Raw genomic sequence first — 24,121 nt, 5'->3', positions numbered from 1 at the left:
CCCCCTTTAAAAAAGTGACGCGCGGACATGTCGAAAATGACTCGCAACACGTTGACTTGATTCAACAAATTTCTTATTTTCTTCCCGCCACGCGGCGAATCCGCCAACGTTACCCTTACATGCAGGAGACCCCATGAAACACGCATTACTGACCTTTGCCATGATTCTTTTTCTCTCAGCCCCGGTGCATGCCGTGGAAAACCCCTGGACACGGAAGCTGCCCTTCAGGGAAGCCGTTGTCACCTATGAAATCTCCGGGACCATGCAGGGAAAAGAGTCGGTCTATGTCAAAGACCATGGCCGTACCACCGCGGCCTACCACACCGAATCCGGGGCGAGCTTCGGGGTGCCCATGAACTCCAGTGAGCTCACCCTCACCACACCGGAGTGGGTCTACACCGTGGACTTAAGCGACAACATAGGGACCCGGCAAATCAACCCCAAGAAGGTGATCGAAGACGAGTTTAACCGCCTCTCCCGCAAGGAGCAGAAAACACTCGTCAAAAACAGCGAAAAAATGGGCATCACCATGGTGGGGGACATGAGCGGCTCCGTGGAGAAAAAAGCGTTGAAGATCAAAGGGTATGCCTGCGACAAGGTCACGGCCCTGGGCATCGACACCTTCACCCTCGCCGGAACCGACTTTCCCATGAAGGTGTCGGGCAGCATCATGGGCATGCAGATCCATGAAGAGGTGACCCGCATTGAGAAAAAAAGGGTCCCCAAGGAAAAATTCGCCCTGCCCCAGGGGGCCGACATCCGCCATGAACCCGCCGCCGACGCCGTAATCCGGGACCAGATCCACATGATGTTCCAATCCCTTCTTGCCGGTGAACGCCCGGTGAGCCGCCAGGAGCAATCCATGGATGACATGGGCGAGGCCATGGAAACCTTTCGACAGATGCAGGAAAACGGCGGACTGGAAGTCCTGCAAACCCAGATGCAGGGCCTCTTCGGTCCGTCCGGTCAAGGCGAGTAACCCGTCCCTTTTGACCACGACCTACACAGCCACGGGCTGATTACGACCTATTTATTACCTTAAGGAGCGACACATGCAGAGCCATGAAATCGATTACACCATTATCGGCGACGACATTCAGGTCATTGAGGTGGAACTGGACCCAGGCGAAACGGTCATCGCCGAAGCCGGTGCCATGAACTACATGGAAGAGGAGATCCGGTTCGAAGCCAAAATGGGCGACGGAACCGAACCCAAGGGAGGTGGAATCATGGGCCTGCTCAAAGGAGTGGGAAAACGGGTTCTCACGGGCGAGTCCATCTTCATGACCCACTTTACCAATGCAGGGGCAGGGAAAAAACACATCGCCTTTGCAGCGCCCTACCCCGGAAAAATCATCCCCGTGGACTTAAACACCATGGAGGGCGGCACCCTTTACTGCCAGAAGGACGCCTTTTTGTGCGCGGCCCTTGGCACCAGCATCGGCATCTCCTTCACCCAGAAGCTGGGCCGGGGCTTTTTCGGGGGGGAAGGGTTTGTCCTTCAGAAACTCACCGGCGACGGCATGGCCTTTGTGCACGCCGGGGGGACCATCGTCAAAAAAGAGCTCCACGGAGAAAAGCTCCTGGTGGATACCGGCTGTCTCGTAGCCTTCACCCAGGGCATCGACTACGACATCCAGCAGGCCGGAAACCTGAAATCCATGTTCTTCGGCGGTGAAGGGCTCTTTCTGGCCACCTTGCAAGGCCACGGCACCGTCTACCTCCAGAGCATGCCCTTCTCCCGCATGGCCGACCGCATCATCGAACACGCACCGTCCGCCGGCGGGGAGGCCAAGGGGGAAGGCTCCCTTTTGGGGGAGATCGCCACACTTTTTGAAAAGTAAATTCCGTTACCAGCCTCTCCCGGGGAGAACGAGGCGTCACCGATCCACTCTCCGGGGGGGGGGGGAAGATGGGTCGGTGCCCGCCTCTTGATGAATCTCCACACGTATCCTGATGTGACTGATCAGGCAGCTTTCCACCTCTGCGAAATAAAAAGGTGTGTAAACGCACCTTCCAGGAGTGGTGCGCGTTGCCAGCGGTAAAGCCCATGAGAGGTAGGGTGCGCTTGCGCACCGCCGAAGAATCGTAACGGTCATGAAACTCCCCCCAGAGGGTCCTGTCCCCACAGATACGGCTTATAGCCGCCCCAACCCATAAATCACCGCCACTCATCTCGGCACTTTTTTCTTTATGCATGCAGGAGATCTACATGTTCAAGTTCATACACGCATCACTTCACCGATTCATAATTCCCTTGATGATCGTTATTTTTTTGACCGGTTGCGGCGGAGGAGGCTCAAACCAGGACCCGCCGCCCATGGATCCGTCGGTCCCCTTGAAGGACCCGGACGGGATCTTGTCCGCCATCGGGCTCACCACCAACAAGGCTGTTAAAGAGAAGGTCTCTGAAACAGGGCTCCTCGGGCTGACGGTTGAACTCCGAAACGAAAATCCGACGCTGCCCACGGAAAAAATCATCTCCATCCTGAAAGAGAACAACAAAAACATCGAGTACAAAAAGCTCGCGCAAAAAGGGGTCCCCGAGGGCGTGATCTCCCGCATCAAAGCGCTTCCGTATTCGCCTGTGGCCACCCAGGCGTTCGTTCAGCTGCCGGACCCGGATATTTTCCCCATCAGCGCAAGCTCCGACGCCCTTGTCCGCCTCAACAGGGAAAAACAAAAAAAACTGAACCGCAGGCTGTGGTTGCAGTCCCAGGCGCCCCTGACCATGGATGAATTCCTGGCCTTGCAGAATGCCTTGGGCAGCACAAAAATGGTCAACAACTTCGGCAATCTTGACCAGAAAACACAAAACGTCGCCGTGCGTCAGAACCGGCACACCAAAGCGTTCGTGGACGGCCCCTCCGATGGCGTCACCCTGGTCAATGCCGTGGACGAACTCAAAGAAAACGGCGGCATCGGAGAGACGCCATCCGGAGCCAACCCCTGCAACCTGGTGGCCATGCCCAACCTGCCCATGGCCATTGCCTCCACCGAAGGCCCCGTGGAGACCCTGGTGGTCAGCTCCGAAGGCGGAGATGCCGTGATCTCCTTCCCGGAAACCGGCATCGCCGTCATCCAGGCGAGCCGGGAGGTCACCCTTGAGGACAGCAGCGGCAAGACCCTCTGCTCAGCAGGCGGTGCGGAGCCCCGTTTCTACTACCTTCCCGTCACCCGGGAGAACCGCTGCAAACCCTTCCGATTCGTGGGCGCAAGCAGCACCGTTGATATCACCCTGGTGGAGATGATCACCCCCGAGCGCCTTTCCGATACGGCCTTTGTGGAGGGTGACGCTTTTCTGTCAAGCGGCTCGGCTGCCGACCTTTTGAACCCGGGCTCCCGCTTTGCACCGAAATCCTACACCTTCAGCACCCTCAACTCCCACCTGGATGAGCTGGACCTCTCCTTTCAAATCGAAACGGAGTCACCGGACACAGCCAACCTCACCTTTGTGCTTTACTCGCCCTCCGGCACCATCTACACGGGGGACAAAAACGGCCTGGCCCATGCCGTTAACCGGGATACCGGCATCTGGAGACTGGATATCCTGCCCCAGGGAAGCGTCGGCATTGCTGAAAACGCCCTGGAGTCCCTGGCGCCTGCCGGGGACATGCCCGACACCCTGGCCACGTTCACTATCACCCCCCTGATCACCTCCGAGGCCACCTTGCAGACCAAGGAGTTTGTCCTCGGCACGGTCAAGAATATCTCCCTGAAAACACAAGGTGAGGAGGGCACCTACAACGAAGGCGAAATCACCGTTGACTTAAACACCAGCATGTCCCCCAACCTCACCATCCCCACCTACATGGACGATATCCTGGCAGGCGGTGACAAGCTCAACGACACCCTCGGCCTCTGGCAGGCGTGGATCAAATCGGAAAAGACAGGCCATGAATTTGAAGCCCACGGGGAGCTGGTCAAATTCAAGGCGCAGTTTGAGCGACAAAAAGAGCTCTACGAAACAGAGCACACCTTTGACTACCAGAACAACCCGGAGGTCTATGAGTGCCGGGACGAAGACGGACAATCCGCAACCTGCATCCGAGGCGAACTGGGCCCCTACAACATGCCCGAGCCCATCCCCGACGACTTCAAAGCCCGGGTGGTCATGAGGGATTTTTCCAAAAAGATGCAGCACCAGTACCAGGACGTGGAATACCTCCACATGCTCACCAACTACTATGACCTCTACCAGCACTGGAAGGAGCGGACCGTCCAGGTGGACACGGCCCAGTTTCCCTACGACGGCGTGCCCTACAAAACCCACGAGTTCATGGCATGCCCGGATGGGGACTTGGAGTGCGTCAAAGCGGTTATGAAAGGGGAAACGCCCCGCATCCCCGTCATCATCCAGGTCAACCGGCCCATCTTCGGGGTTCCGGTGGACCGCATGGTCCAGAGCACCCAGCCCATCACCTTCGACTACACGGCAAGTGACCAGGACGTCTACGATGCCAGTGCCGCCAACTGGGCCTTCCTGGGCTACCTGGCCAGCCAGACCTTCAACGTCATCTCCGGCAACTTCGTGGGGCTCGTCTGCGAAACCGTCAACCTAGTGGATGACCTCCACGACGTGGAACTCGCCGCCCAGGACGATCCGTTGGGCAGCGCCCGGGCCAGCATCAACCGGTACACCAGCAGCGACCCCTTTTACGGACTGCACAACCAGAGCGCCTTCTCCTTTTTCATGTCCGGCGTCCCCGAGGAAAACACCGAGGTGGACACCTACGGCCAGAAACTGAGCTACGCCCAGATTGCATGCGACTGCGTGAACCTGGCCAGCTCCGGGAACCAGTTTGCAAAAAATGCCGACATGCTTCTCAGCCTGGACTATGAAGAGCTGGGCAGCGCCGCCGATGTTTACAAAGTCATCGCCGGCACCTCGGCAGCAGTCGGTGCCGCCGATATCATGGCCGATGCCCACGAAATCGCGGGCCTCATCCAGGACGGAGAGATCTCCCAGGCCCGTGCGCGCCTTGCCACAAGCACCAACATCAATGCCCTGTCCGAGGGCCGGGACCTATACAACGACCTCGACAGCCTCATGGCCAACTATCAAAACACGGGCTCTGCCGGAAACGGCAACAACGTTCTGAAGTCCAACGCCAAATACCTCCTGGGCACCGACAGAAAGACCCGGGCTGAGGTGGAATTCCGCCGGGTGAGTTCGGTTCCCGTCACCCGCCTTGAGGTCACCCTGGACAGGGTGAAGATCATCTCCAATTATGAAGAGAAGGATGATACGGCGGAAATAAGGATGTTTCCCTATGTCGGCGTGGTGAGCGACAAACCCGGTGAGGGGGATACCCTGCACGCCCTGTTCACGGAAAGCGAAGATATCCAGACCAACTACCACGGGTGGGATTACCTGCGGTTCAACGGCGTAAAGGATGGCCAGGAGCTGGACACACAGGAGACGGTGCTCTACACCGGAGGCGGGTACAACGCTGCCGCTGTCTACGTGGAGCTTGCCGTCATGGAAGACGACGGCATCAGCGTGGAAGACGACGACATGATCGGCGTCTTCAGCCAGACCATCCGCCTTGAGGAGATCTTCAACAAACACGCGGAGTTTAAATGGGAGTTCCTGGGGGGCAACGACTACCGCCTTCACATCAGCGAATACCCCATCTACAACTCCAGTAACCAGCTCTGCCTGGAAAACCCCTTGAGCCGGGACCACGACTTTCAGAAAACCCACAACCGAAACCGAAGGCCCAGCGCCCTGGTCTCCCTCACCGTCAACCTGTCCATGGGAGACCTGAGCACCCCCCACCCCAAGGTGGACACCTCCCTGGACGTCGGCATCCTGGCAGACGGCCACGACACCTACTCCATGAACATGAAGCCCGTGGCCAGCATCCCTGCAACAGGACAGATCCAGGATGCCTGGAACGGTGCCGCCATTGTGGGGAACACCCTGCGCTCTGCAGACCTCATTGCCTACGGTGTGGGTCCCTACTTTCTGACGAACATCGGCCACTACACGATCAGTGAGTTCACCGGAGACCTGCTCCCCATTGCCGAGACCCTTCGATCGCCCAAGACCATCCACAGAACCGAACTGCCCATGGTCCGGCTCCTGGACGGCAACCGAATCCTTTTTGCCATCTCTCACCATGACGGCGCACGCCTCATGGTGGTCAACTACTCAGATACCGGCACCCTCTCCCTTGAAAAAAGCGTGCTCATCAAAGACGCGTCGGGCAACCAGGTCTACACCCTCCTGAAGCCTGCCATCTCTCCCGACCGGTCGCGCCTGCTGGTCCCCTTTGTGCCCCCCGGATACGCCGCCTCCGACAAAAAGTCCACCCCGGAAACCGAGGTGAACCTCTATGACATCACCCTGGGCGGAACCACGGAGATTACCCGGCGTTCAACCACCGCCTTCGGTGCCAATGCCCCGCTCACAAGCCTTGCCTTCATCGACGAGACCCATGTGGCGGCCATGACACGGACCCTCTTGTTCGGCGACGGGAAAAACCCGTGGTGGCCCAACGGAAAAACCATTCAGAGTGCCTGTTCCAGCGCAAACCTGGACTGCCTCTTTGACATGGTGGGCCAGGACCTCCTGCTCTATGACATCACCGACAGCAACCGGTTCGAACTCACCGACGCCCTGGACATCTTTTACGAACCCACCGAGGCCAGCTACACGCCCTCCAGCCTGCGACTCGGAGGGTCCCTCTTTGTCTGGCATCCGTGGTCTAAACTAAGCTGCGTCGCAGCCGTTCAGGACTCATCCGCCATGCTGAAAGTGGGAGCAACCCTTTACCAGCTGGAATACGACACAACCACCAAAGCCTACTACTTCGGGGACCAGTCCACCCACCGCAATGCCCGGTCCCTGCGATACAACCCGGAAGGGGGTTACTACTGCACCGACGGCCTCGCCTGCTCGGGCTACCTCAAGTCCGCCCTCAAGGCCGATAAAAACGACCCGGACGTCTATCACAGCACCGAGCGGGTGAGACGGTTTGAGTTTGCCGACACAGACCGTGACCTGGCCCTGGGCTTTTCAGGCATCAACACCCTGAGCCTTTTGAGCCTTTACGACGGGTTCGCCTACAAGGGCCCGTACATCACAGGCCCCATACTGGACACCCTGGTACGCGTGGGCTCCTCCACGCCCTACACCTTTTCGTTCACTGTTACGGACAGGGATACCCCCCTTGCCGGGCTCACCATCACGGCCCGCATCGAAGACGTCACCGTCCCCGGCGGGTACACGGAGACCACCCTCACCGACATTGTGGCAACACCCAACGCAAACGGAGGATACGACTGCACCGGCACCCTCACCCCCGGAGCCCTGGACCCGGAAAGCACCCTGACCCAGCGGGTTGTGATCACCGTCACCGACGGGACCTACACCAGCGAAAAGGAGTTCACCATCTACCACCGGCCCTTTGTCCTTATCCCCTTTGCCGACGGAATCCACGGCACGGAGATATGGAAAACCGACGGGATAACGGCAGCGATGCTGAACGACGCCAACCCCACCGGGGACGTGATCTACATCGGGTACGCGCTAAACAAATTCGGTGGACGGTACGTGTTCCAGGGCACCGGTGAAGATGGAGAAAGCCAGCCCTTCACCGCCACGGCCAGCCAGGGCGCCGTGCCGTTGAAGCCGGGCATCCAGGATACAGCGTACACACCCTTTGCCACCCTGGGGGACCGGGCTTTCTTCCGAACCGCCCGGTCATCAACGGAGACAACCCTGTGGGAAACCGATGGAACAGAAGGTGGTACCACCGAGGTCAAAGCCCTTTCAGGGGGCAAAATCCAGCAGATAAAAACCCTGGGCAGCACCCTTTTTATCCACCTCAACGGATCCAGCAGCAGCAACCCGGATTCCCTGTGGAAGAGCAACGGAACAGAAGGCGGCACCACGCAGCTCAAAGGGTCCCTTGCCATTGAAGGGCACCTCACCCCCTGCGGGGACAAGCTCTTTTTCGCCTCGGACGACATGGGCGGCAACGGCTGCGGCCTCTGGGTGAGCGACAAGACGCCGGACGGAACGCAGCGCCTCAAAGCGACCGAGCACCCGCCATGGTATCTCACCGATATAAACGGGGTGCTCTATTTCTATGACCACTATCAGACAAGGGATGCCGAGGATTACACCCTCGATCACATGGACCTCTGGAAGAGTGACGGCACGCCGGAGGGCACCGAGGTGGTGAAAGAGATGGCGCAGCGAGGCTCTTTTGACCCCACGGAAATGTTTGTGGTGGAAGGGTCTCTCTATATTGCAAGGGGCCATGAAATCTGGGCATCAGACGGGACCGAAGACGGAACGACGTTGATTAACGACCTTAGCACGCTTCCGGACTTCACATTAGGCAGGGTACGGATCGAAGGGAAGGTTCAGGTGGTGGGCGACACCTTCTACTTCAGGGTAAGAAGATACTCAGAGCCCTATGGAGATCAGGTCTTTGCCATCCAGCCAGGCACAAGCCACGACCGCATCAAGGTAAGTGAACGGAGCCAGAAGTATACATACATCACCCTTTATGGAGAACCCGCCGGTGCAAACGAGTTTCTCTTTGCCACCTTCGATGATGACCACCATTACCTGTGGAAACACACCGTGAACGACGGCACCACACTGATCGAAACAACAGACCGGTAGGAACACCGCCCTCCAATCCCCCTGGCAGCCCTGCCAGGGGGATCGTCAGCCACCCTACCCCAAACCGCGGAAAGCATGTTCACGGATTGGTATGTGGCAGCCTGCAAGGTAAGCTTGCGTACCATGTGTTCGACAAACCAACGTCTTATGCCATGTCCATACGGCGTGAGGGTCAGCAGTGCATGGGTTTTATGCACGTTGCGGCTCTTCGGCGGTGCGCAAGCACACCCTACCTCACACCCCCACGCCGTCGGCATCGCAGAAGGATGCGCAAGAGATACCCGGGCTACCCCGCCTCTTTCACCTCACAGCCACCGAGCATGTCGCTGCCCTCATTCACGGAGATGGCCTTCACATCATAAAGCTTTTCCAGCTGCTTGATGATCTGGGGCAACCTCTCGTCCTGTTTGACCAGAAGCTGCATGCGGCTTTCGGTGGTACCGGTGAGGCCCACCACGTAGACGCCGTCCAGGTTGTAGTTGCGCCGGGCAAACAGACCGGCAATCCGGGAGAGAACCCCGGGGTGGTTGGAGACGGTAAGGGTCAATGTGCAATCAGTCATGGGTGGCTCCTTCTTCAATCATGCGGGTGTTGGCGGCTCCCGGAGGAACCATGGGAAAAACATTGGCTTCCTGGGGAATGGCGATATCCAGGAGGGCCGGGCCGCGGGCGTGGAGAAACTCAGTCAAGGCCCCGTCGGTACAGGCGGATAGAGGCAAACGGCGCCCCGGGATGCCGAAGCCCCGGGCGATGGTGGTCAGATCCGGGTTCCGGTTGTACTGGGAGGCCATGTAGCGGGCCCCGTAGAAGAGCTCCTGCTGCTGGCGGACCAGCCCAAGGGCTCCGTTGTTCAGAACGATAACCTTGACGTTTAAGTCCTGCTCGGCCAGGGTGGCCAGCTCCTGGATATTCATCATGATGGAGCCGTCACCGGAAAAACAGATCACCGGGGCCTCGGGGTTGGCAAGGGCGGCCCCGATGGCCGCGGGCAGGCCGAAGCCCATGGTGCCCAGGCCGCCGGAGGTCAAGAGACGACTGGCTTCATGGTGGGGGTAGTGCTGGGCCACCCACATCTGGTGCTGGCCAACGTCGGTGGAGACAAAGGTCCCGGCCTCCGCCAGCATGCCGATGCGCCGGATCAATGCGGGGGGCTTGGCGTCGTCCAGCTCCCCTGCCGGAGTCGGGTGGGCCTCTTTCATGGCGGCAACAGACGCGTCCCAGGTTCGCCTGGCCCTGTCCGCCACCTTAGGCAACAGACTGGAAAGAATCTCCCCGGCGTCCCCAGTGATGCTGCAATCCGAGGGTCTCAGCTTATCAATCTCCGCTCCGTCAATGTCCATGTGGATGATGCGCGCATGGGGACAGAAGGCGGCAATGCGCCCGGTGGCCCGGTCGTCAAACCGGACCCCTGCGGCAATGAGCAGGTCCGACTGGTCCAAAATCAGGTTGGTGGCCCGTGAACCGTGCATCCCAAGCATTCCCAGCGAAAGGGGCGACTCCGAAGGCATGATGCCAAGACCCATCAAGGTGGTGACCACCGGGATCCCCGCCTTCTCGCACAATTCCCGAACCTTTGCACCGGCCCCGGAGTTGATGATGCCCCCACCTGCGTAGAAAACGGGGCGCTCGGACGCGTTGATGATCTCTGCGGCACTGGCAAGGGCCTCCTCGTCCGGTGATGCCGGACAGATCCTTGTGCACTTCTCCGGCAGGGTGTCAATGTCGATGAGTTCTGTCTGAACATCCTTGGGGATATCGACCCAGACCGGACCGGGCCGCCCGCTCATGGCAATGCGAAAGGCCTCGGGAATGACCTCCAGAAGCTCGGCGGCGCTGCGGACCAGAAAGTTGTGCTTGGTTACCGGCAGGCTCATGCCGAAGGTGTCCACCTCCTGGAAGGCGTCGGTGCCCATGAGGCTCATGGGGGTCTGGCCGGAGATGGCCACAACCGGCACCGAGTCCAGATGGGCATCGGCAATGGCCGTGATAAGATTGGTAACACCGGGACCGGACGTGGCGAAACAGACCGCCGGAACGCCCGTGGACCGGGCCATGCCCTGGGCGATGAACCCCGCCCCCTGCTCATGCCGGGCCAGAATGTGGCGGATGGGGCTCTCCCGCAAGGCGTCGTACAGGGGAAGGTTGGTGCCGCCGGGGATCCCGGCAAGGCACTCAACGCCCTGCCGTTCGAGAAGCTTGATAACGATCTCTGCTCCTGAATACTCCATGGTTCTCTCCTTTCCTTAAAATGAAATCATGCGTGCGTGTCCGGCTGCCGTGCCGGATGCCCAAAATTCATGCATAAAAAAACCCCGGTCGGTTGGTTCCGGCCGGGGTTTTGATCAGCGTTGCTCTGCGTCTCGTCTCACCCCGGCCTGCCCACGCAGACCACCACCACCACCACCACACACACCACGAGGGAGGAAATCGTCAGGGCGGTATGGTTGGTTGAGATGGTCATCATCAAAAAGGTCCGTTGGGTTAAGTCGAGGTTGTTAAAAATATAAAAAAAGCCCGGTCGGTTGTTCCGGCCGGGCTTTGTCTCAATCTATGGGAGCAAAGTCTCAGCCGGAGCACACCACCACATGCACCACCACACCCACCACGCGAACGTCGGCGTTTGAAGCGGTCATCTGAATGTTGTTGAGGCTGAGCACGTTGTTGTTTCCTTATCGTCAAAAAATGGAATATTGGTTAACTTTGAAGGCATTCAAGACATTTGTCAACTGTTTTTACAAATCAAACAATTCAGGTGAGTTTGCCGGGGTCACGCAAAAAAACAACCCCATCAATCCCACGACGCCCCCCTCCTATAACCTATACCCTATGACCTGTTTCCTATTCCCTACTCACTATTACCCATTCACTATTCACTGCCCTAAAGCCCCCTCGCCGCCTCGCTCCTCAGCGCCCCCGAATCCTTCGTTTCAAGAATCTCATTCACCGTCGCCAGCATCTTGGCCCTGTCCTTCTGAAGCTCCCCACTCACCGGCAGGTAATTGGAGGCATGGGCCCCCACGAATTTAAGCTTATCAATGGTGATGTTCTCGAAGATGGTCTTCATCTCTTCCAGGGTCTCGAAGGGGTCGGGCAACAGGTGTGTTCCTTTTTCGCAGGCGTTAAACAGGACGGTCCCCGGCACCGGGGTGTAAGTGAGGGCGGCGAGGTATCGGGGTTTCATGCGGTTGGTGATCTCGGCGGTGGATTCGGCGTGTCGGCGGGCGGCCTCGCCGGTTCCGGCAATACCCAGCAGCACCATGGAGGAGAGGTTGATGTCAGCCCGAACCAGGCGCTGCCCGGCTTCGAGCATCTCGTCAGCGGTCACCCCTTTCTTGACGGCGGCCAATACCTGATCATCTCCGGACTCCACGCCGAGGTAGGCCTTGGTGAGTCCGGCTCCCCGCAGGACCGAAAGATCGTCCCCCTTGGCCAGGGTGCTTTGGGGGCCCACATAGCTGCCCACGTGGCGCAGGGAAGGAAAGGTCCGGTAAAGGGCGGCAAGGATCTCAAGGAGGGCTTCGGTCTCCATGGCGATGGCGTCCCCGTCGCAGAGGAACACTTTCTCGACATCGCCGTAGTGGGCCTTGGCCATGCGGATGTCTTCCATGATCTCGTCCATGGCGCGCACCCGATAACGCTTGTCCTTGTACATCCCGCAAAAGGTGCACTTGTTGTGGGAGCACCCGACGGTGCACTGCAGCAAGTAACTGTTGGCCTCGCTGAACGGCCTGAAAATCTGTCCTTCGTATCGCATTGTGTCGCTCCTCAGGTGGGGTGAATATGCCACGGAACTATTTCATCCCTGAGGAATAGAGACAAGCAAAAAACGCCTCCGGCGGCCAGGGAATAAATCCCCTGGACCCCAGGTTGCGAAGGCACCAAGGCAATCATCATGCCAACGTTTTTGAGGCATTCGCGTGCAGTGTGACATATGGCAACCGCTTTTGCAGGAGAGACCCATTTCATTCTACAGGAAATGCGATGAAAGGCATTTAGTAAGGATATTTCACGAGTCGGGTGCGCTCATGCGCATGACACGACAACCCCCTGAGACACTTTACTTTTTCCATCATCCCTGCTAACCCTAAACGAAACAATCACATTGTTCTCCCCCCGCCCCGCCATCCCAAACAGGATACCTGAATCCATGAAAAAAAAGATCGTCATCGAGGCCATCATCTTCCTCACCTATGCGCTTTTTGCCATGTCCTGGGTTGCAGGCTCCACCCTGACCCTGGATATCATGAAGCACTTCGGCATCGACACCATGGCCGATGCCACCTGGCTCAACAACGCCATCACCCTCTCAAAGATCGTGGGAAACCTTGCCGCGGCCTGGTTCCTGGTAAAACTCCGGCCCAAGAAAGCCTTTGCCCTGGCCTCGGTCCTCATCACCTGTGGCGTCATCGGTGCCTTTGCCCCGTCTTACACGGTGTATGTCGCCTCCCGGTTCGTCATGGGATTCGGCGGGGCCCTGGTGATCGTCTATTTCGCCCCCATCGTGGTCCGGTACTTCGACCCGGAGGAGCGCCCCCTGGTCAACGGCATCAACGCAGCCGCCTTCAACACGGGAAACCTGCTGGCCCTGCTTTTCACCGGCGCCCTGATCTCCAAACTCGGTACCTGGCAGAACGTTAACCTGACCATCTCCGCAGCCAGCGGCCTGCTCCTTCTCATCTGGTGGGTGTTAAGCGAGGATTTCGACCTGGGAGGGCAAGGGGCCGATGGCACCGCAGACAGCGCGGAGTACACCCTCACGCAAGGGTTCCGTGAGCCGGTGAACTGGTGGCTCCCCATCACCTACTCGGGGCTCCTCTTCTGCTACATCTCCATTTTTGCTCTCTTTCCACTGATGCCTGACTTTGCAGCAAAGGCCGCCCACCTTTCGGCCATCATGATCGCTGCGGGCATGGCCGGCACCGTTGCCGGGATCCTCAGCGCCAATCGATATCCCCTGCGAATTCCCGTCATCCGCTACAGCGGGCTGAGCATGACCGCCTGCGCGGCGGTGATGGTTCTCACCACAAACCCGGTCATTGCCTATGCCACGGCCTTTATGGCCGGTTTTTTCATGTTCCTTCCCATGCCGGCCCTCACCACTCTGCCCCAGGAGCTACCGGGTATGACGCCGGGACGCATCACCGTGGTGTTCAGCATGTTCTGGTCCATCTCCTACCTCATCGAAACCATCCTGATGTACGTGGCTGGCGTGTTAGCCGACTCCACGGGCAATATCTCCGTTGCCGCGTACTTTGCTGTGGCCTGCTCTTCGACCTTTTTCCTTGCCTCGTTCTTCCTGCCTGAGACCGGTCGGCAAAAGGCACCGTCACCAACTGTCACCGCTGAAGACACCTTATAGCCCGGCTCGCCCGAAGGGTGAGAAAATCAAGCAGCAAACCCTGATTTACATTTTGCATTTTCAAAATGGCTGGCATTTTTGCTATAGTATTCTGAAATCATGCAGTTTTCATCTTGGACGTTTGTTTTCTCATCAAATATTCGGGATAGGAGGCACCATGCGAAAGGTATCCCCCAAACTGGAACCCTGGCTGAAAAAATTCAACGCGCTCCTTGCTCATCTGCAGGCCACCGGCTTCAAGGCCACCCCCACCAACGCCCGGGAAGGCTTGGCAAACCTCACCCGGGGCCTGGTGAGTTCCAGCCCCGATGTTGCCTGGGTCCAAGACGACATCATCCCCAGCCCAGGCTTTGACATCCCGGTGCGCATCTACCACCCGGACCCGTCCCGGGCCCTTCCGGTGCTGGTCTTTTTCCACGGGGGCGGCCACATGGCCGGAAGCGTCACCGTCTACGACCCCATCTTCCGCAGAACAGCCCTTGCCACAGACCACATCGTGGTGGCCCCGGACTACCGCCTTGCCCCGGAATGCCCCTACCCCGCTGCCGTCAACGACGCGTACAACACCATCAAAGGGGTGTGGGATGTGTTGAAGAGCCGGGAAATCCTGTTTACCCCCCGGCTCTCCATTGCGGGCGACAGCGGTGGTGGTGCACTATGCGCCACCGTCGCCCACCTGGCCCAGCATGATGCAGGGACGGACATCAAGCGCCAGGCCATGATCTACCCCAGCCTCGACTACACTATGGACAGCGCCTCCATTGAGGAAAACGCCGTGGGGTACCTGTTGGAAACAGCAAAAGTCCGCTGGTATTTCGATAACTACTTCCAGCACGCAGAGAACCGACGGGAAGCGTCCCCCCTCTACATGAAAACCACGACCAGACTCCCGGAAACCCTTGTGTTCACCGCCGAATTCTGCCCACTTCGGGATGAGGGCGCGGCCTATGTCCGCAAGGTGGAAGAGGCGGGAGTGAAGGCCGAGCGCCACCATTTCCACGACATGATCCACACCTTCATGAACATGGAAGACCTGGTCCGGGAAGAGTGCGACGCCGTCTACGCCAAACTGGGAGACTTTCTCAACAGGCCGTAACGGTTACCGGTTCTGAATCGTCCCCGATGATTCCGAGGCCACTGCCGAAAGTTGGTCACTCATGTAGGTATCGAACACCGCCCTCTGTTGGTTGGCGTTGCGGTCCAGGCCCGAGATGATCTTGCTGGTGTCCACGAAAAAGGCCCGATGCGCGTTGCCGGTCTTCATGAGCCACCGATACTCCAACACCGTCTCGGGCCGTGCGCACTCCACGCAGTGGTTCCAGAAATCCTCGGCGGTTTCGGCCATGCCATCCGGCCCGGGAGGTTCCGGCGCTTTTTCCAGAACATGGGCCAGAAAGCAATAGGCCATGCCCGCGCCGATCTGATCGTCCTTGATCTGCCTGTCCAGGGCGATGGCCTTTCTCAGGTATTTTTTTGCCACCTCGTAGTCCTGTGTCTCCAAAAGGGCCCACCCGAGGTTCCGGTTAAACTGGTACTCCAGATTAAGGTTCCGCGGCTCCAGGGCCTCCACCCTCTGGAGCCCCAGCATGAGAAAGGACTGGGCCAAGCGCGGGTCCCTGGCCTGGGTGATGGGGTTCATGCGGTTGATGAGCAGGCGACCGAGATTGTTGATTCCGGCCAGGTCTCCGGCACGTACGCCCTGATAGTAGTGATCCCCGGCGCTCTCCTGCATGCCGATGGATTCGTAGATCCTTCCCAGCTCCGAGTCAAAGGAGGCCTCCTGGGGATCGAGCTGCAGTCCCCTCATAAAGGAGGTCTCTGCATTGTTCAAATCTCCGGCGTCGTAGGCTCGGCGCCCCGTCTCATCGTAGTGATTTTTCAAATAGGAGCTGGTACTCATCACGCCCACCAGAAGAATGACTGCCACCACGAGCACCACCTCGCTCTGGAACTGGGTCGGCACCCGCAGGCTTTCGAGGATGGCTTTTACCCGGTCTCGCCCCGAAGCGGTGAGGGTCCCCTGGCTGATGGCGGCAAGCCCCCCCACCTGGGCGATGGTGGAGAAAGTGGAGGCCACGGTCAGGTCCCCCACGGAGAGGGCTTTTACAATGGTCACCACGTGACTGGCGCCCAGGCCGATGACCAGCATGGTGGCAAAATTCCACACCCAGTCAAAACGATCCCAGGCAGAGACTTCCGGCGTCATGTGCCACCACCAGGCGTCGTTGTCCGGCCCGCACTGCTCCCGCCACCGGTCCAGCTGGATCACTTTGTTCACAAGCGTCGCGTTCTTCAGAAGCCAGCGGTCCAGGGCCTTGATCCTGCCGTCCGCCCGGATAAACCACGCGGCGGCCTCCTCGTCGTTCACGTCAAAGGTGCTGTAGGCATCGTGGATGGCGTCCCGGGTAAAGAGAACCTCCAAAACCACCTGCTTCTCCTCCGCCGTGAAGCTCGTCTTGTCCACGGACAGGCTCTGCATTTCCGTGAGCCCGTCCTGAAGGCGGTTGAACAACTCCGAAACCCGTTCAATCTTGTCCGATTCCGTCATGGTCACCTCCCGTTATCCGGTCTTTCCTTCTTTAAGGAGTTCCTTTCGTATCCCCTTTTCAAAATCCCGCCGTCCCACACGTTGCCGGCCCTCACGCAGGGCCTGGATCGCGCCGAAACGAATCACGTTGACAATGGAACCGCCGGTGAGGGCGTGGGCTTCGGCCATGGCGACCACGTCCACGTCATCGCTCAGGCGGGACACCCCGTGCAGGGCCCGGGTCCAGATCTTCTGCCGCTGCTCCGCATCGGGGACGGGAAAATAGATCGCCGATTGAAACCGCCTGAAAAAGGCCTCATCCAGATTGGCCTTCATGTTGGTGGCCAGGATCACGACCCCGGGAAAGTCCTCGATTCGCTGGAGAAGGTAAGCTGTCTCCTGATTGGCGTGGCGGTCGTTGGAGCTGCTGGCCTGGGTGCGCTTGCCGAAGAGGGCGTCGGCTTCGTCAAAAAAGAGAATCCAGTTACGGTGCTCGGCCTGATCGAACACCCCGGCCAGGTTCTTCTCTGTTTCCCCGATGTACTTGGAGATCATCATGGACAGGTCGATGCGGTAGACATCCACCCCGCAGGCCTCACCGATGAGGGAAGCTGTCAGGGTCTTTCCCGTGCCCGGGGGCCCGTGGAACAAGGCCCGGTACCCGGGTTTCAGCACCCGGGAGAGCCCCCAGGACTCCATGATTTCATCCCCGAAGCGCCCCCATCCCACGATATGGTCGATCTCTTCCATCACCTCGGCAGAAAGGACAAGGTCGTCCCAGGTCAGGGGCGTGGTGAGCCGCCTTGCCGGAAACCCGGCCCCGTACTCGGGCCGATGGACGCCCCCGGAGGTAATCCGATGCAGAAAGGCTTCACTCACCTGCAGGGACCGGCTCCACAAAGGCTCCCCAGCTTCCCGGCCCTCCAGGGCCAGCACCCCGTTCCGGGCAAAGGAGTGCCCCTCACCAAAGAGGGACAGCAGGTCCATCCGGGCCGAAAGGTCACCCCCGGCCACGATAAAGGCCGCGGTTTCTCCCGTGGGTAAAAACCCGCCGTGGCGGTTTCCCGTCACCCCTCCGAACTCGGTGAACCCCCTGTCAATGGTCTTGTTCTGGATGAAAAAGGTGTCGAGGACCTGGGGACGGATGTGGGGCGCAAGGGCCAGCACAAGCACCAGCCGCTCCCGGGCATCGAGGGCCATTTCCCGCACCGCCTCAGCAAAGGGGGACGCATCCCCGGAAAGATCCGGCGGCACATGGGCCTCGATGCCCCGCACTCGGCACTCATGGCCGAAGTACAGGGCAATCCGGGTCTCCAGGACCTGCTCGAACCAGGCGAGTTCCTGCTCAAGGGCGCGGGTGAGGGATTCCGGGGCTGGAGAAGATGACTCGTTTGGAAAAGGGGGCATAGGAAGGGGTGTCTATCACGTGGCATCAATGGGCAATGTGGAGAGACTGCAAAAAAAGCCTGCGGGACGCATTCCCAGGCGAAGCATGGGAACGAGCAAGCGGCGCGGGCTTGGTATCGTGCCCTCAATCACAATTGGCCGCCTCGCTCCCAGGCTCTGCCTTGCCGGTGGGCTTAATCGTCCCATGGCTGGCACACCACACATGTTCCGGTAACACCGCACATGGAGGCAGAGCCTCCGAGGCTCATTCCCAACAAGCACAACGCTACCCTCACAGGTGCAGCCCATCAGCAAATGTGAAGGGGCGAAGCCCCGAAGCATTTGCGAACCTGGGGTCAAGGGGCTTTAGCCCCTTGCCGCGCCTTTATACCGATCCAGAAGCCCGTTTACCCAGGGCATCGGCTTCGGCTTCCAGGCCCGGGTTGTCATTCACCGGCATGCCCGACACCTCGCAGGTGGGAGAGACCCTGCCTTCCCGCTGCTGCACCACATGGGCCAGTTCGTGGCCGATGAGTTCGCGCCCTGAGGTGGTGTCCGGCCTGAACTGGCCCGGGGCAAAGTGAACGTCATGGCCCTGGGTAAAGGCCTGGGCGCCCAGGGCCGGGGCTTTGGATGAGGAGGGATGCACGGTGATATCGGAAAAGTCGGTGTTAAAGGAGCGCTGCATCCCCTCTTTGACCCTGTCCGGCAGGCCGGTGGTGTTCCTGGCCTGTGCCACGATGGCCCCGCACCGCCGCTGCACCGCATCGGGGGTGTGGCAGGCTTCGGGGGCCCGGTTTTCGGACGCGACGGTAAGGGGCGATGCCCCCTCTTTTTCGCTGCGTTGGACAAAATCTTTCATGGTCTGTTACCTCCAATTCACGTAAAGAACCTGTTTCATCCAGGGGTGTTTGATGGGGGAGATCCCCCAGGGCAGCCGGTCCAGAAGCACATCCCAGGCCCTGGGTTCAACGGTGAGATGCCAGGCCCCCTCTTTGAGTATCAAATCCCCCAAACGAACGAGAAAGGACTCCCGGAGGCCCTGGGGGGAGGTGTTTTTCAACGCTGTCCAGTGAGCAATGACGGCACGGAGCAGCTGGTCGGCCAGGCCGGTCTCTCCCTCGGAGAGGACCATGGGATCAAGAATGCGGCCTTCCGAGGCCGTGCCGCAGAGAAGGCGGTTGAGCACCAGGGGGTACTCCGGGGTCTCCAGGGCGTTGTGGGAGAGGTAATGAAGAAGCAAGGCGGCCCTGTCTGCCTTGGCGGGGTCTGAAAACCGCCCGTGTTCGAGGTAACCGAGGCGTGAAAACAGGGAGGGAAGATACGGAGAAAGGATCACAAGGCCTGCACTCGCCACCCGGCAGACCTCGCCTTCGGCCACCTCCGTATCCCATGGCTGCTTTGCAGGGGGCGGGGATGCATCCGGGATAACGGTCGGGGCGGACGCTTTTTCCTGACGGGCTTTTTCTTCCGAAGCGGCCGGTGCCGGTGCTGTGACCGTCGCCTCCTTGGCGTTTCCGGCCCGACCGCCGTAGAGAACCCCATGGACAGCTGCTGCCGCCGCTTCTCCTCCGGGACCTTTTCCCACTGCGGCGGGCAGAAGGCCAAGGAGTGTTCCGGCCAATTGCGGGCTGCCGTGACGCCCCATCCAGGCCAGGAGACTTCGCAGAAACAGGGTCGGCGTCATGGGACCATGGGAAGGGGCCGCGGCCAGTTGAAAGGCCCAGGCACGGATACGAAGGGCCCAGACTCCCAGCCCGGAATTCCTGCCTGACGCTCCGATGGCGCGTATCACGGCACCCAGGACCCCATGCACACCAAGGCCCCACGACGGAGCGAGCACGCCAAGGACCCGGGCCCCGTCCCGGGCAGGAAGGATCTCTGCCAGGCGCCTGGCCGCGCGCAGGGATCTCAGCCTCTCTGCAAGGGGTTTTCCGAAAGGGGCCCCGTTGCGGGCGAGGGCGGCCCGAATCTCCCGGGCACACAGCTCCTTCTCCCCGGGGGTGGGGGGCACATCGCTGTCAAGAAGCCGCAGCAACCGCACCAGCGCCGGGTGAGCCGTGGCTGGATCACTTAGGCCCGGTCCGTCGGCCGATGGTCCCTGCCCTGCCGCAACCGCATCAGGACGTTCAGCCCCGGCCCCGGTCTCTGCAGGGGGCTTTTCAAAAGCCGACGTGGTGTTGCCATCCCCGGGAACAAGGGGCGCCCCACCTGTCCCGTCCGTTACCCGGCCCTCTTTTGTTGCAGGGGACTTTCGCTGGTGTTCCTCCATCCACAGTTCATCCAGCAAGGCCAGATCGTCCTGCTCCCGTTTGCCCCCACCCGTTGCGTAGACATCCCTGAAAACCGAAAGGAGGGTTCCGTAGGCCATGTTGTACCGGGAGGCCATGCCTGAAATGAGACGCTGGAGATACCGCTTGAAGTTGAACCGGCTCTTACGCTCCACCAGGAGAAAGGCGAGGCTCAGCTCCCAGAGCTGGTGGGAAAATGCCTCTCGCCCCGTCACCTCCGGGGTCCGCTTTTCAAACGTGGTGCCCCTGGAAATGCAGCGGTTGACAAAACGCCCGGCAGCAGCCTCTTCTGGGCCCAAAGCGGCCACCAGGGATTCAAGCTGCTCATGGGAGAGCGCCTTGACCATGGCGGACCGAACATCGGCCCGGCGGCCCTCATTGAGCACCAGGCGTCGCACCTCGGCATCGCCCCCGGCCAGGGAGCGTAACACGGCCTCGATCTCAGCGGGGGTGCCCTTGCCAATGAGCACCCGCTCCAGCGACCCATGTTCCCACAGCAGCCCATGCTTTTGCCCTTTTTGGGCGGAACTCCTGTGTTTCTTCTCTTCAGCGACCGAATCGCGAGCCAGGCTTCCCAGTATCTCCCGCATCTCCTGCCCCGCAGCCCCCGGTACCTGGAGAAAGACAGCCTGAAAGGCACGGAGAAGCCTTCTGGCATCCACATTTTCATGGGACGCGATGCGGGAGATCAGGTGGGAGACGTATTGCCTCCGCTCAAACCGGGCCTTGCCCTCCACAAGGAGATACCCAAGGGTAAACTCCCACAGGAGCCGCTCGAACCCGTCCGCATCGCCGGAGACCGGGGCTGTATGCTTGAGAAGGAGCCTGTTTTCAGCGGTCTTTGCCACAAATCCTCCCACAAAGCCCCCGTGTTCCGGGGAGAGCAGCATGGCGCTCTGCCTCAGCCGGTCCCTGCCCAGGTAAAGGGCTGCATGACGGGGAACGTTTCTCTCGTGGGCGTAATAGAAAAAGAGGTGCCTCACCACCCAGGGAAACTCCGGCCACAGCTCCACCATGCGCGACAGGTTCCGGCCACCCCGCCCCAGAACCAGCACCTGCTTGAGCACCCGCCTGAACGCCGCCTCTCGGCCGTCCCCCTTGGTACGCCGGGTTGGCGGCTTCGGCTCCGGCCTTTGTGCCTGTGCATCGGAAGCCTCTGGCCCGCTCCGGGGATGAAGCGCCATGAGCTTTTGCATATGCGAGGTGAGCTGACGTATCAACCGGGCCTCAAAGCGCTTGGGAATGAGTTCCGCCGCCTCAGTTGCCGTCACCTCCCCCAGGTCCAGCACAATCCCGGGAATCACCACGTCCCCTTCGGGCCAGTCAAAGCGCTCCAGCACAGATTCAAAGACGGGCATCACCCTCTGCCGCAAAAGAGGCACCAGGGCATGTTCCATGGCCCGGGCTTCCTGCCCGCCCCGAAGGGCCACCTCAAACCGGGCTCTGCGAACCTTGAAAATCGGAGTCATCACACCTGCCTCAGGGAAACTGGGCTCGCTGCCGGTTTCTCAACCAGATCAGCACAAAAACCGCACAGGCAGTGGCTATGATGACCGCCGCCGTCTCATTGGTCCAGTTATTCTCCGTGGGGTTCACGGCCTCGTAGAGCCATACCAGCCCGGCAAAAAGAAAACCTGTGCCGATGGCCCAACCGTAAAACCTCTCGATGAAATTGCACACGGGCCAGGACCAGCAGGAAAGAAGGGCCACAAAGACCATCCCCAGCCCCAGGGCCCACGCGGCGCCCTTGATAAGGTAACGCTTGGAACAAAGGGCATTGCCCAGGCCTGATTTCCAGACGATCTCCGCAAAAAAGTCCCCCTGGTCTTCAAGCCGTGCCCGGTTGTAGGCAAGGAACACGGTGGCCGTCTCGTCGGTGAGGTCCATGGCCAGCCCGCCGAACCCCAGGGTCCGGGCCAGCTCCATGGGCTCGTACCCCTCTTTTTTCCGATGCGCCTTGTACCAGTCGAAGGACATCACATGGTACACCTTGGACCTGTCCCCGTCCTTCAGGGAGACCAGGGGCGAATAGTATTGCCAGAGGGCTTCGTTGAGTTTCGGCGTGGTCATGTTCTTCATGAGCACCACCACGTCCAGCAGGATCACGTCCACCTCGGCCAGCAGCTTTTCCAGATAGCTGTAGAGGACGCTGTCCTCCCTGGCATCATCGCAGTGGGTCAAACACAGGTTGATGCGCGCGCCGCCATCCTTGAAGGACTCCATCTTCTTCAATTTGTAGATGAGGTTCATGACCCGTTGCCGGGGAAGCATATGACGCTCTTCGGCCTTTTCTTTGGTGTCGGTTGCCGTCACATTGAAATAGTCCCCGATGTAGGCCATGGGAAACCGCAGCAGCACCCCGTCGGCCTCCGCCCCCTGGACATAGGCGTCTATCTCCTCGGCGAGGTTGATAATGGAAAAGGCGTTGGCCTCCTCCACCCAGGCCCCCTCCCCCTCTTTGACCCAGGACGGAACGCTTTGAGCACCCTTGCCACCGTTTTCTCCCTCACCCGTTTTTTCCTGGGGTGCTTTCCCCTTCTCACCGGCCTCCTCTTTCCCTTGGTCGGCTTTTTCGGCCACGGCTTCGCCGCCATCGGCCTGTGGATCCCCTTCGCGCCTGATCCCCAGGTCAATGATGAGGTCCACCCCGGTACCGTAGGCCCGCACCGCGAGGGTCATCTCCCGGAGGTCGCTGCCATCCCTGCCCAGGTAGCCGAACACACTGGGAACCGCGCCGTCAGAAAGCCCGATACGACTCCACCCCTGGAGGTCCACGTCAAGGGCCTTGCCACCCTGCATGTCGAACAATCCGTAGGTTCCCTTGTAATCATGGGTATCCGGAGGGCACCCACACCCGTCCACGGGGGTGATCCCGGCTGAGCTCCCGGCAAATGCAACGCCCACGGGGTACGCGGGTACCATCAGCACGGCACACATCACCCAGGCCATCCTGGCCCGCCTGAGCCACGGGCCCACAGCACAGCGCCGTCGGCACCATCCGTCCATAGGCATCACCCCTTGTCCTCCCATGTGTTGCAGCCGAGTTCGTAACACATCTCCAGCAGCCCCTGGCCCAGGTCATTGTGATGTGCGGGGCTCAGCTTCACCGCCCTCTCCGGTTTGTAAGCATAAGGGGTCAACCGGTAGTGCCCGGAGGTTTTCCTCGGCCGGTATTCAACGGCCACGTCCTTGCCCAAAATCTCACGGATCATCTGGGTCAGGTGATCAAGGCGCACGGCCTCGCTACCCGTCATGATGACATGCCGGTTTTCGGCGCCCTTCTCCAGGCACCCGACACAGGCCTCGGCCAGGTCGAACACATGGATATACTCCCGGACCTCGTCCGGGGCTCCGTAGCAGGTAAGCTTCTTTTCACCGCATGCCTGTCGCATCATGGCCCCGATGGAGTTGAACGCGTTGGCCCTGGGGCCGTAAGGGGTGCCGATGCGCAAAATGGTATACCCCAGGCCAAAGGCCCTGGCGTACTCTTCGATGAGCTTTTCACACGCCTGCTTGGAGACCCGGTAAAAGCTCCCCAGTTCGTTGTAGACATACATGGTGCTGGCAAACACGATGTGGGCCACCCCGGCATCGGCACAGGCCTCCAGGATGGCACAGGTGCCCATGACATTCGTCTCCAGGGTCTCCCAGGGGCGCTTTGCCGACTCCGCAATGTCCGCAAGGCCCGCAAAATGAAACACGGCTGTGGCTCCTTCGACGGCTCTTGCCACAGCCTCCCGGTCCAGGAGGTCCCCGGTCACCATGGCCTGGTTCTCCTTCAAAAAGAGGGACGCCTTCCGGTCAAAAACCACAACCCCGTACCCCTTTGCGCTCAGCTCATCGGCCACATGGCTTCCGATGAACCCTGAACCGCCGAACACAACCGTTTTTTCCATGGTGGCAGACTCCTTTTC

General features: G+C 59.8%; 14 protein-coding genes. 5 read left to right on the top strand and 9 right to left on the bottom strand.

The features are described 5' to 3' along the window. Positions 1–133: 133 nt before the first annotated feature. The 3 genes from ACOYW0_RS22525 (at position 134) to ACOYW0_RS22515 (ending at position 8,644) form a co-directional block, all read left to right on the top strand. Positions 134–979 carry a hypothetical protein gene (locus ACOYW0_RS22525; protein WP_482415991.1) on the top strand — a complete coding sequence of 282 codons (846 nt, stop codon included), beginning with the start codon at positions 134–136 and terminating at the stop codon, positions 977–979. A 73-nt stretch (positions 980–1,052) separates the two neighbouring features. Then, complete coding sequence (locus tag ACOYW0_RS22520) at positions 1,053–1,844, top strand: TIGR00266 family protein (RefSeq protein ID WP_482415990.1); 792 nt, start codon at positions 1,053–1,055, stop codon at positions 1,842–1,844. Positions 1,845–2,320: 476 nt separating this feature from the next. Next, a complete protein-coding gene (locus ACOYW0_RS22515) occupies positions 2,321–8,644 on the top strand; it encodes a hypothetical protein (RefSeq protein ID WP_482415989.1) in 6,324 nt (2,107 codons plus the stop codon). Between the two features lie 286 nt (positions 8,645–8,930). On the opposite strand, the gene ilvN is transcribed toward ACOYW0_RS22515, so the two are convergent. The 3 genes from ilvN to ACOYW0_RS22500 form a co-directional block, all read right to left on the bottom strand. Then, on the bottom strand, positions 8,931–9,206 hold the full coding sequence (gene ilvN / locus ACOYW0_RS22510) for an acetolactate synthase small subunit (protein WP_180141749.1): 276 nt from the start codon (positions 9,204–9,206) through the stop codon (positions 8,931–8,933). Then, positions 9,199–10,872, bottom strand: coding sequence for a biosynthetic-type acetolactate synthase large subunit (ilvB, locus tag ACOYW0_RS22505; RefSeq protein WP_482415988.1), 1,674 nt, complete (start codon positions 10,870–10,872; stop codon positions 9,199–9,201). The genes ilvN and ilvB overlap by 8 nt, the downstream gene beginning before the upstream one ends. Positions 10,873–11,522: 650 nt before the next feature. Beyond that, positions 11,523–12,398 (bottom strand): radical SAM protein, encoded by an 876-nt coding sequence (locus ACOYW0_RS22500; protein WP_482415987.1) that lies wholly within the window; start codon positions 12,396–12,398, stop codon positions 11,523–11,525. A 393-nt stretch (positions 12,399–12,791) separates the two neighbouring features. Between ACOYW0_RS22500 and ACOYW0_RS22495 the strand changes: the two genes are divergently transcribed. Together ACOYW0_RS22495 and ACOYW0_RS22490 are read left to right on the top strand one after the other, a co-directional pair. After that, positions 12,792–14,003, top strand: coding sequence for an MFS transporter (locus ACOYW0_RS22495; RefSeq protein ID WP_482415986.1), 1,212 nt, complete (start codon positions 12,792–12,794; stop codon positions 14,001–14,003). A gap of 157 nt (positions 14,004–14,160) precedes the next feature. Beyond that, complete coding sequence (locus ACOYW0_RS22490) at positions 14,161–15,099, top strand: alpha/beta hydrolase (protein WP_482415985.1); 939 nt, start codon at positions 14,161–14,163, stop codon at positions 15,097–15,099. A gap of 3 nt (positions 15,100–15,102) precedes the next feature. On the opposite strand, the gene ACOYW0_RS22485 is transcribed toward ACOYW0_RS22490, so the two are convergent. The 6 genes from ACOYW0_RS22485 to ACOYW0_RS22460 all read right to left on the bottom strand — a co-directional run bounded on the left by ACOYW0_RS22485 (position 15,103) and on the right by ACOYW0_RS22460 (position 24,103). Further along, positions 15,103–16,551 (bottom strand): hypothetical protein, encoded by a 1,449-nt coding sequence (locus ACOYW0_RS22485; protein ID WP_482415984.1) that lies wholly within the window; start codon positions 16,549–16,551, stop codon positions 15,103–15,105. Positions 16,552–16,563: 12 nt separating this feature from the next. After that, positions 16,564–17,937 (bottom strand): ATP-binding protein, encoded by a 1,374-nt coding sequence (locus ACOYW0_RS22480; protein ID WP_482415983.1) that lies wholly within the window; start codon positions 17,935–17,937, stop codon positions 16,564–16,566. A 364-nt stretch (positions 17,938–18,301) separates the two neighbouring features. Beyond that, positions 18,302–18,778, bottom strand: coding sequence for an eCIS core domain-containing protein (locus ACOYW0_RS22475; RefSeq protein WP_180141763.1), 477 nt, complete (start codon positions 18,776–18,778; stop codon positions 18,302–18,304). A 6-nt stretch (positions 18,779–18,784) separates the two neighbouring features. Then, a complete protein-coding gene (locus ACOYW0_RS22470) occupies positions 18,785–21,676 on the bottom strand; it encodes a contractile injection system tape measure protein (RefSeq protein WP_482418854.1) in 2,892 nt (963 codons plus the stop codon). Positions 21,677–21,686: 10 nt separating this feature from the next. Further along, positions 21,687–23,219: a hypothetical protein gene (locus ACOYW0_RS22465; RefSeq protein ID WP_482415982.1), complete on the bottom strand. Its 1,533-nt coding sequence runs from the start codon at positions 23,217–23,219 to the stop codon at positions 21,687–21,689. Next, a complete protein-coding gene (locus tag ACOYW0_RS22460) occupies positions 23,219–24,103 on the bottom strand; it encodes an NAD-dependent epimerase/dehydratase family protein (RefSeq protein WP_482415981.1) in 885 nt (294 codons plus the stop codon). The genes ACOYW0_RS22465 and ACOYW0_RS22460 overlap by 1 nt, the downstream gene beginning before the upstream one ends. Positions 24,104–24,121 lie beyond the last annotated feature (18 nt).

This window comes from Desulfoluna sp. HI9BLuna (assembly GCF_056829775.1).
Note: the sequence above shows the minus strand (reverse complement) of the source record. Positions and strands in the feature narration are given on the sequence as shown.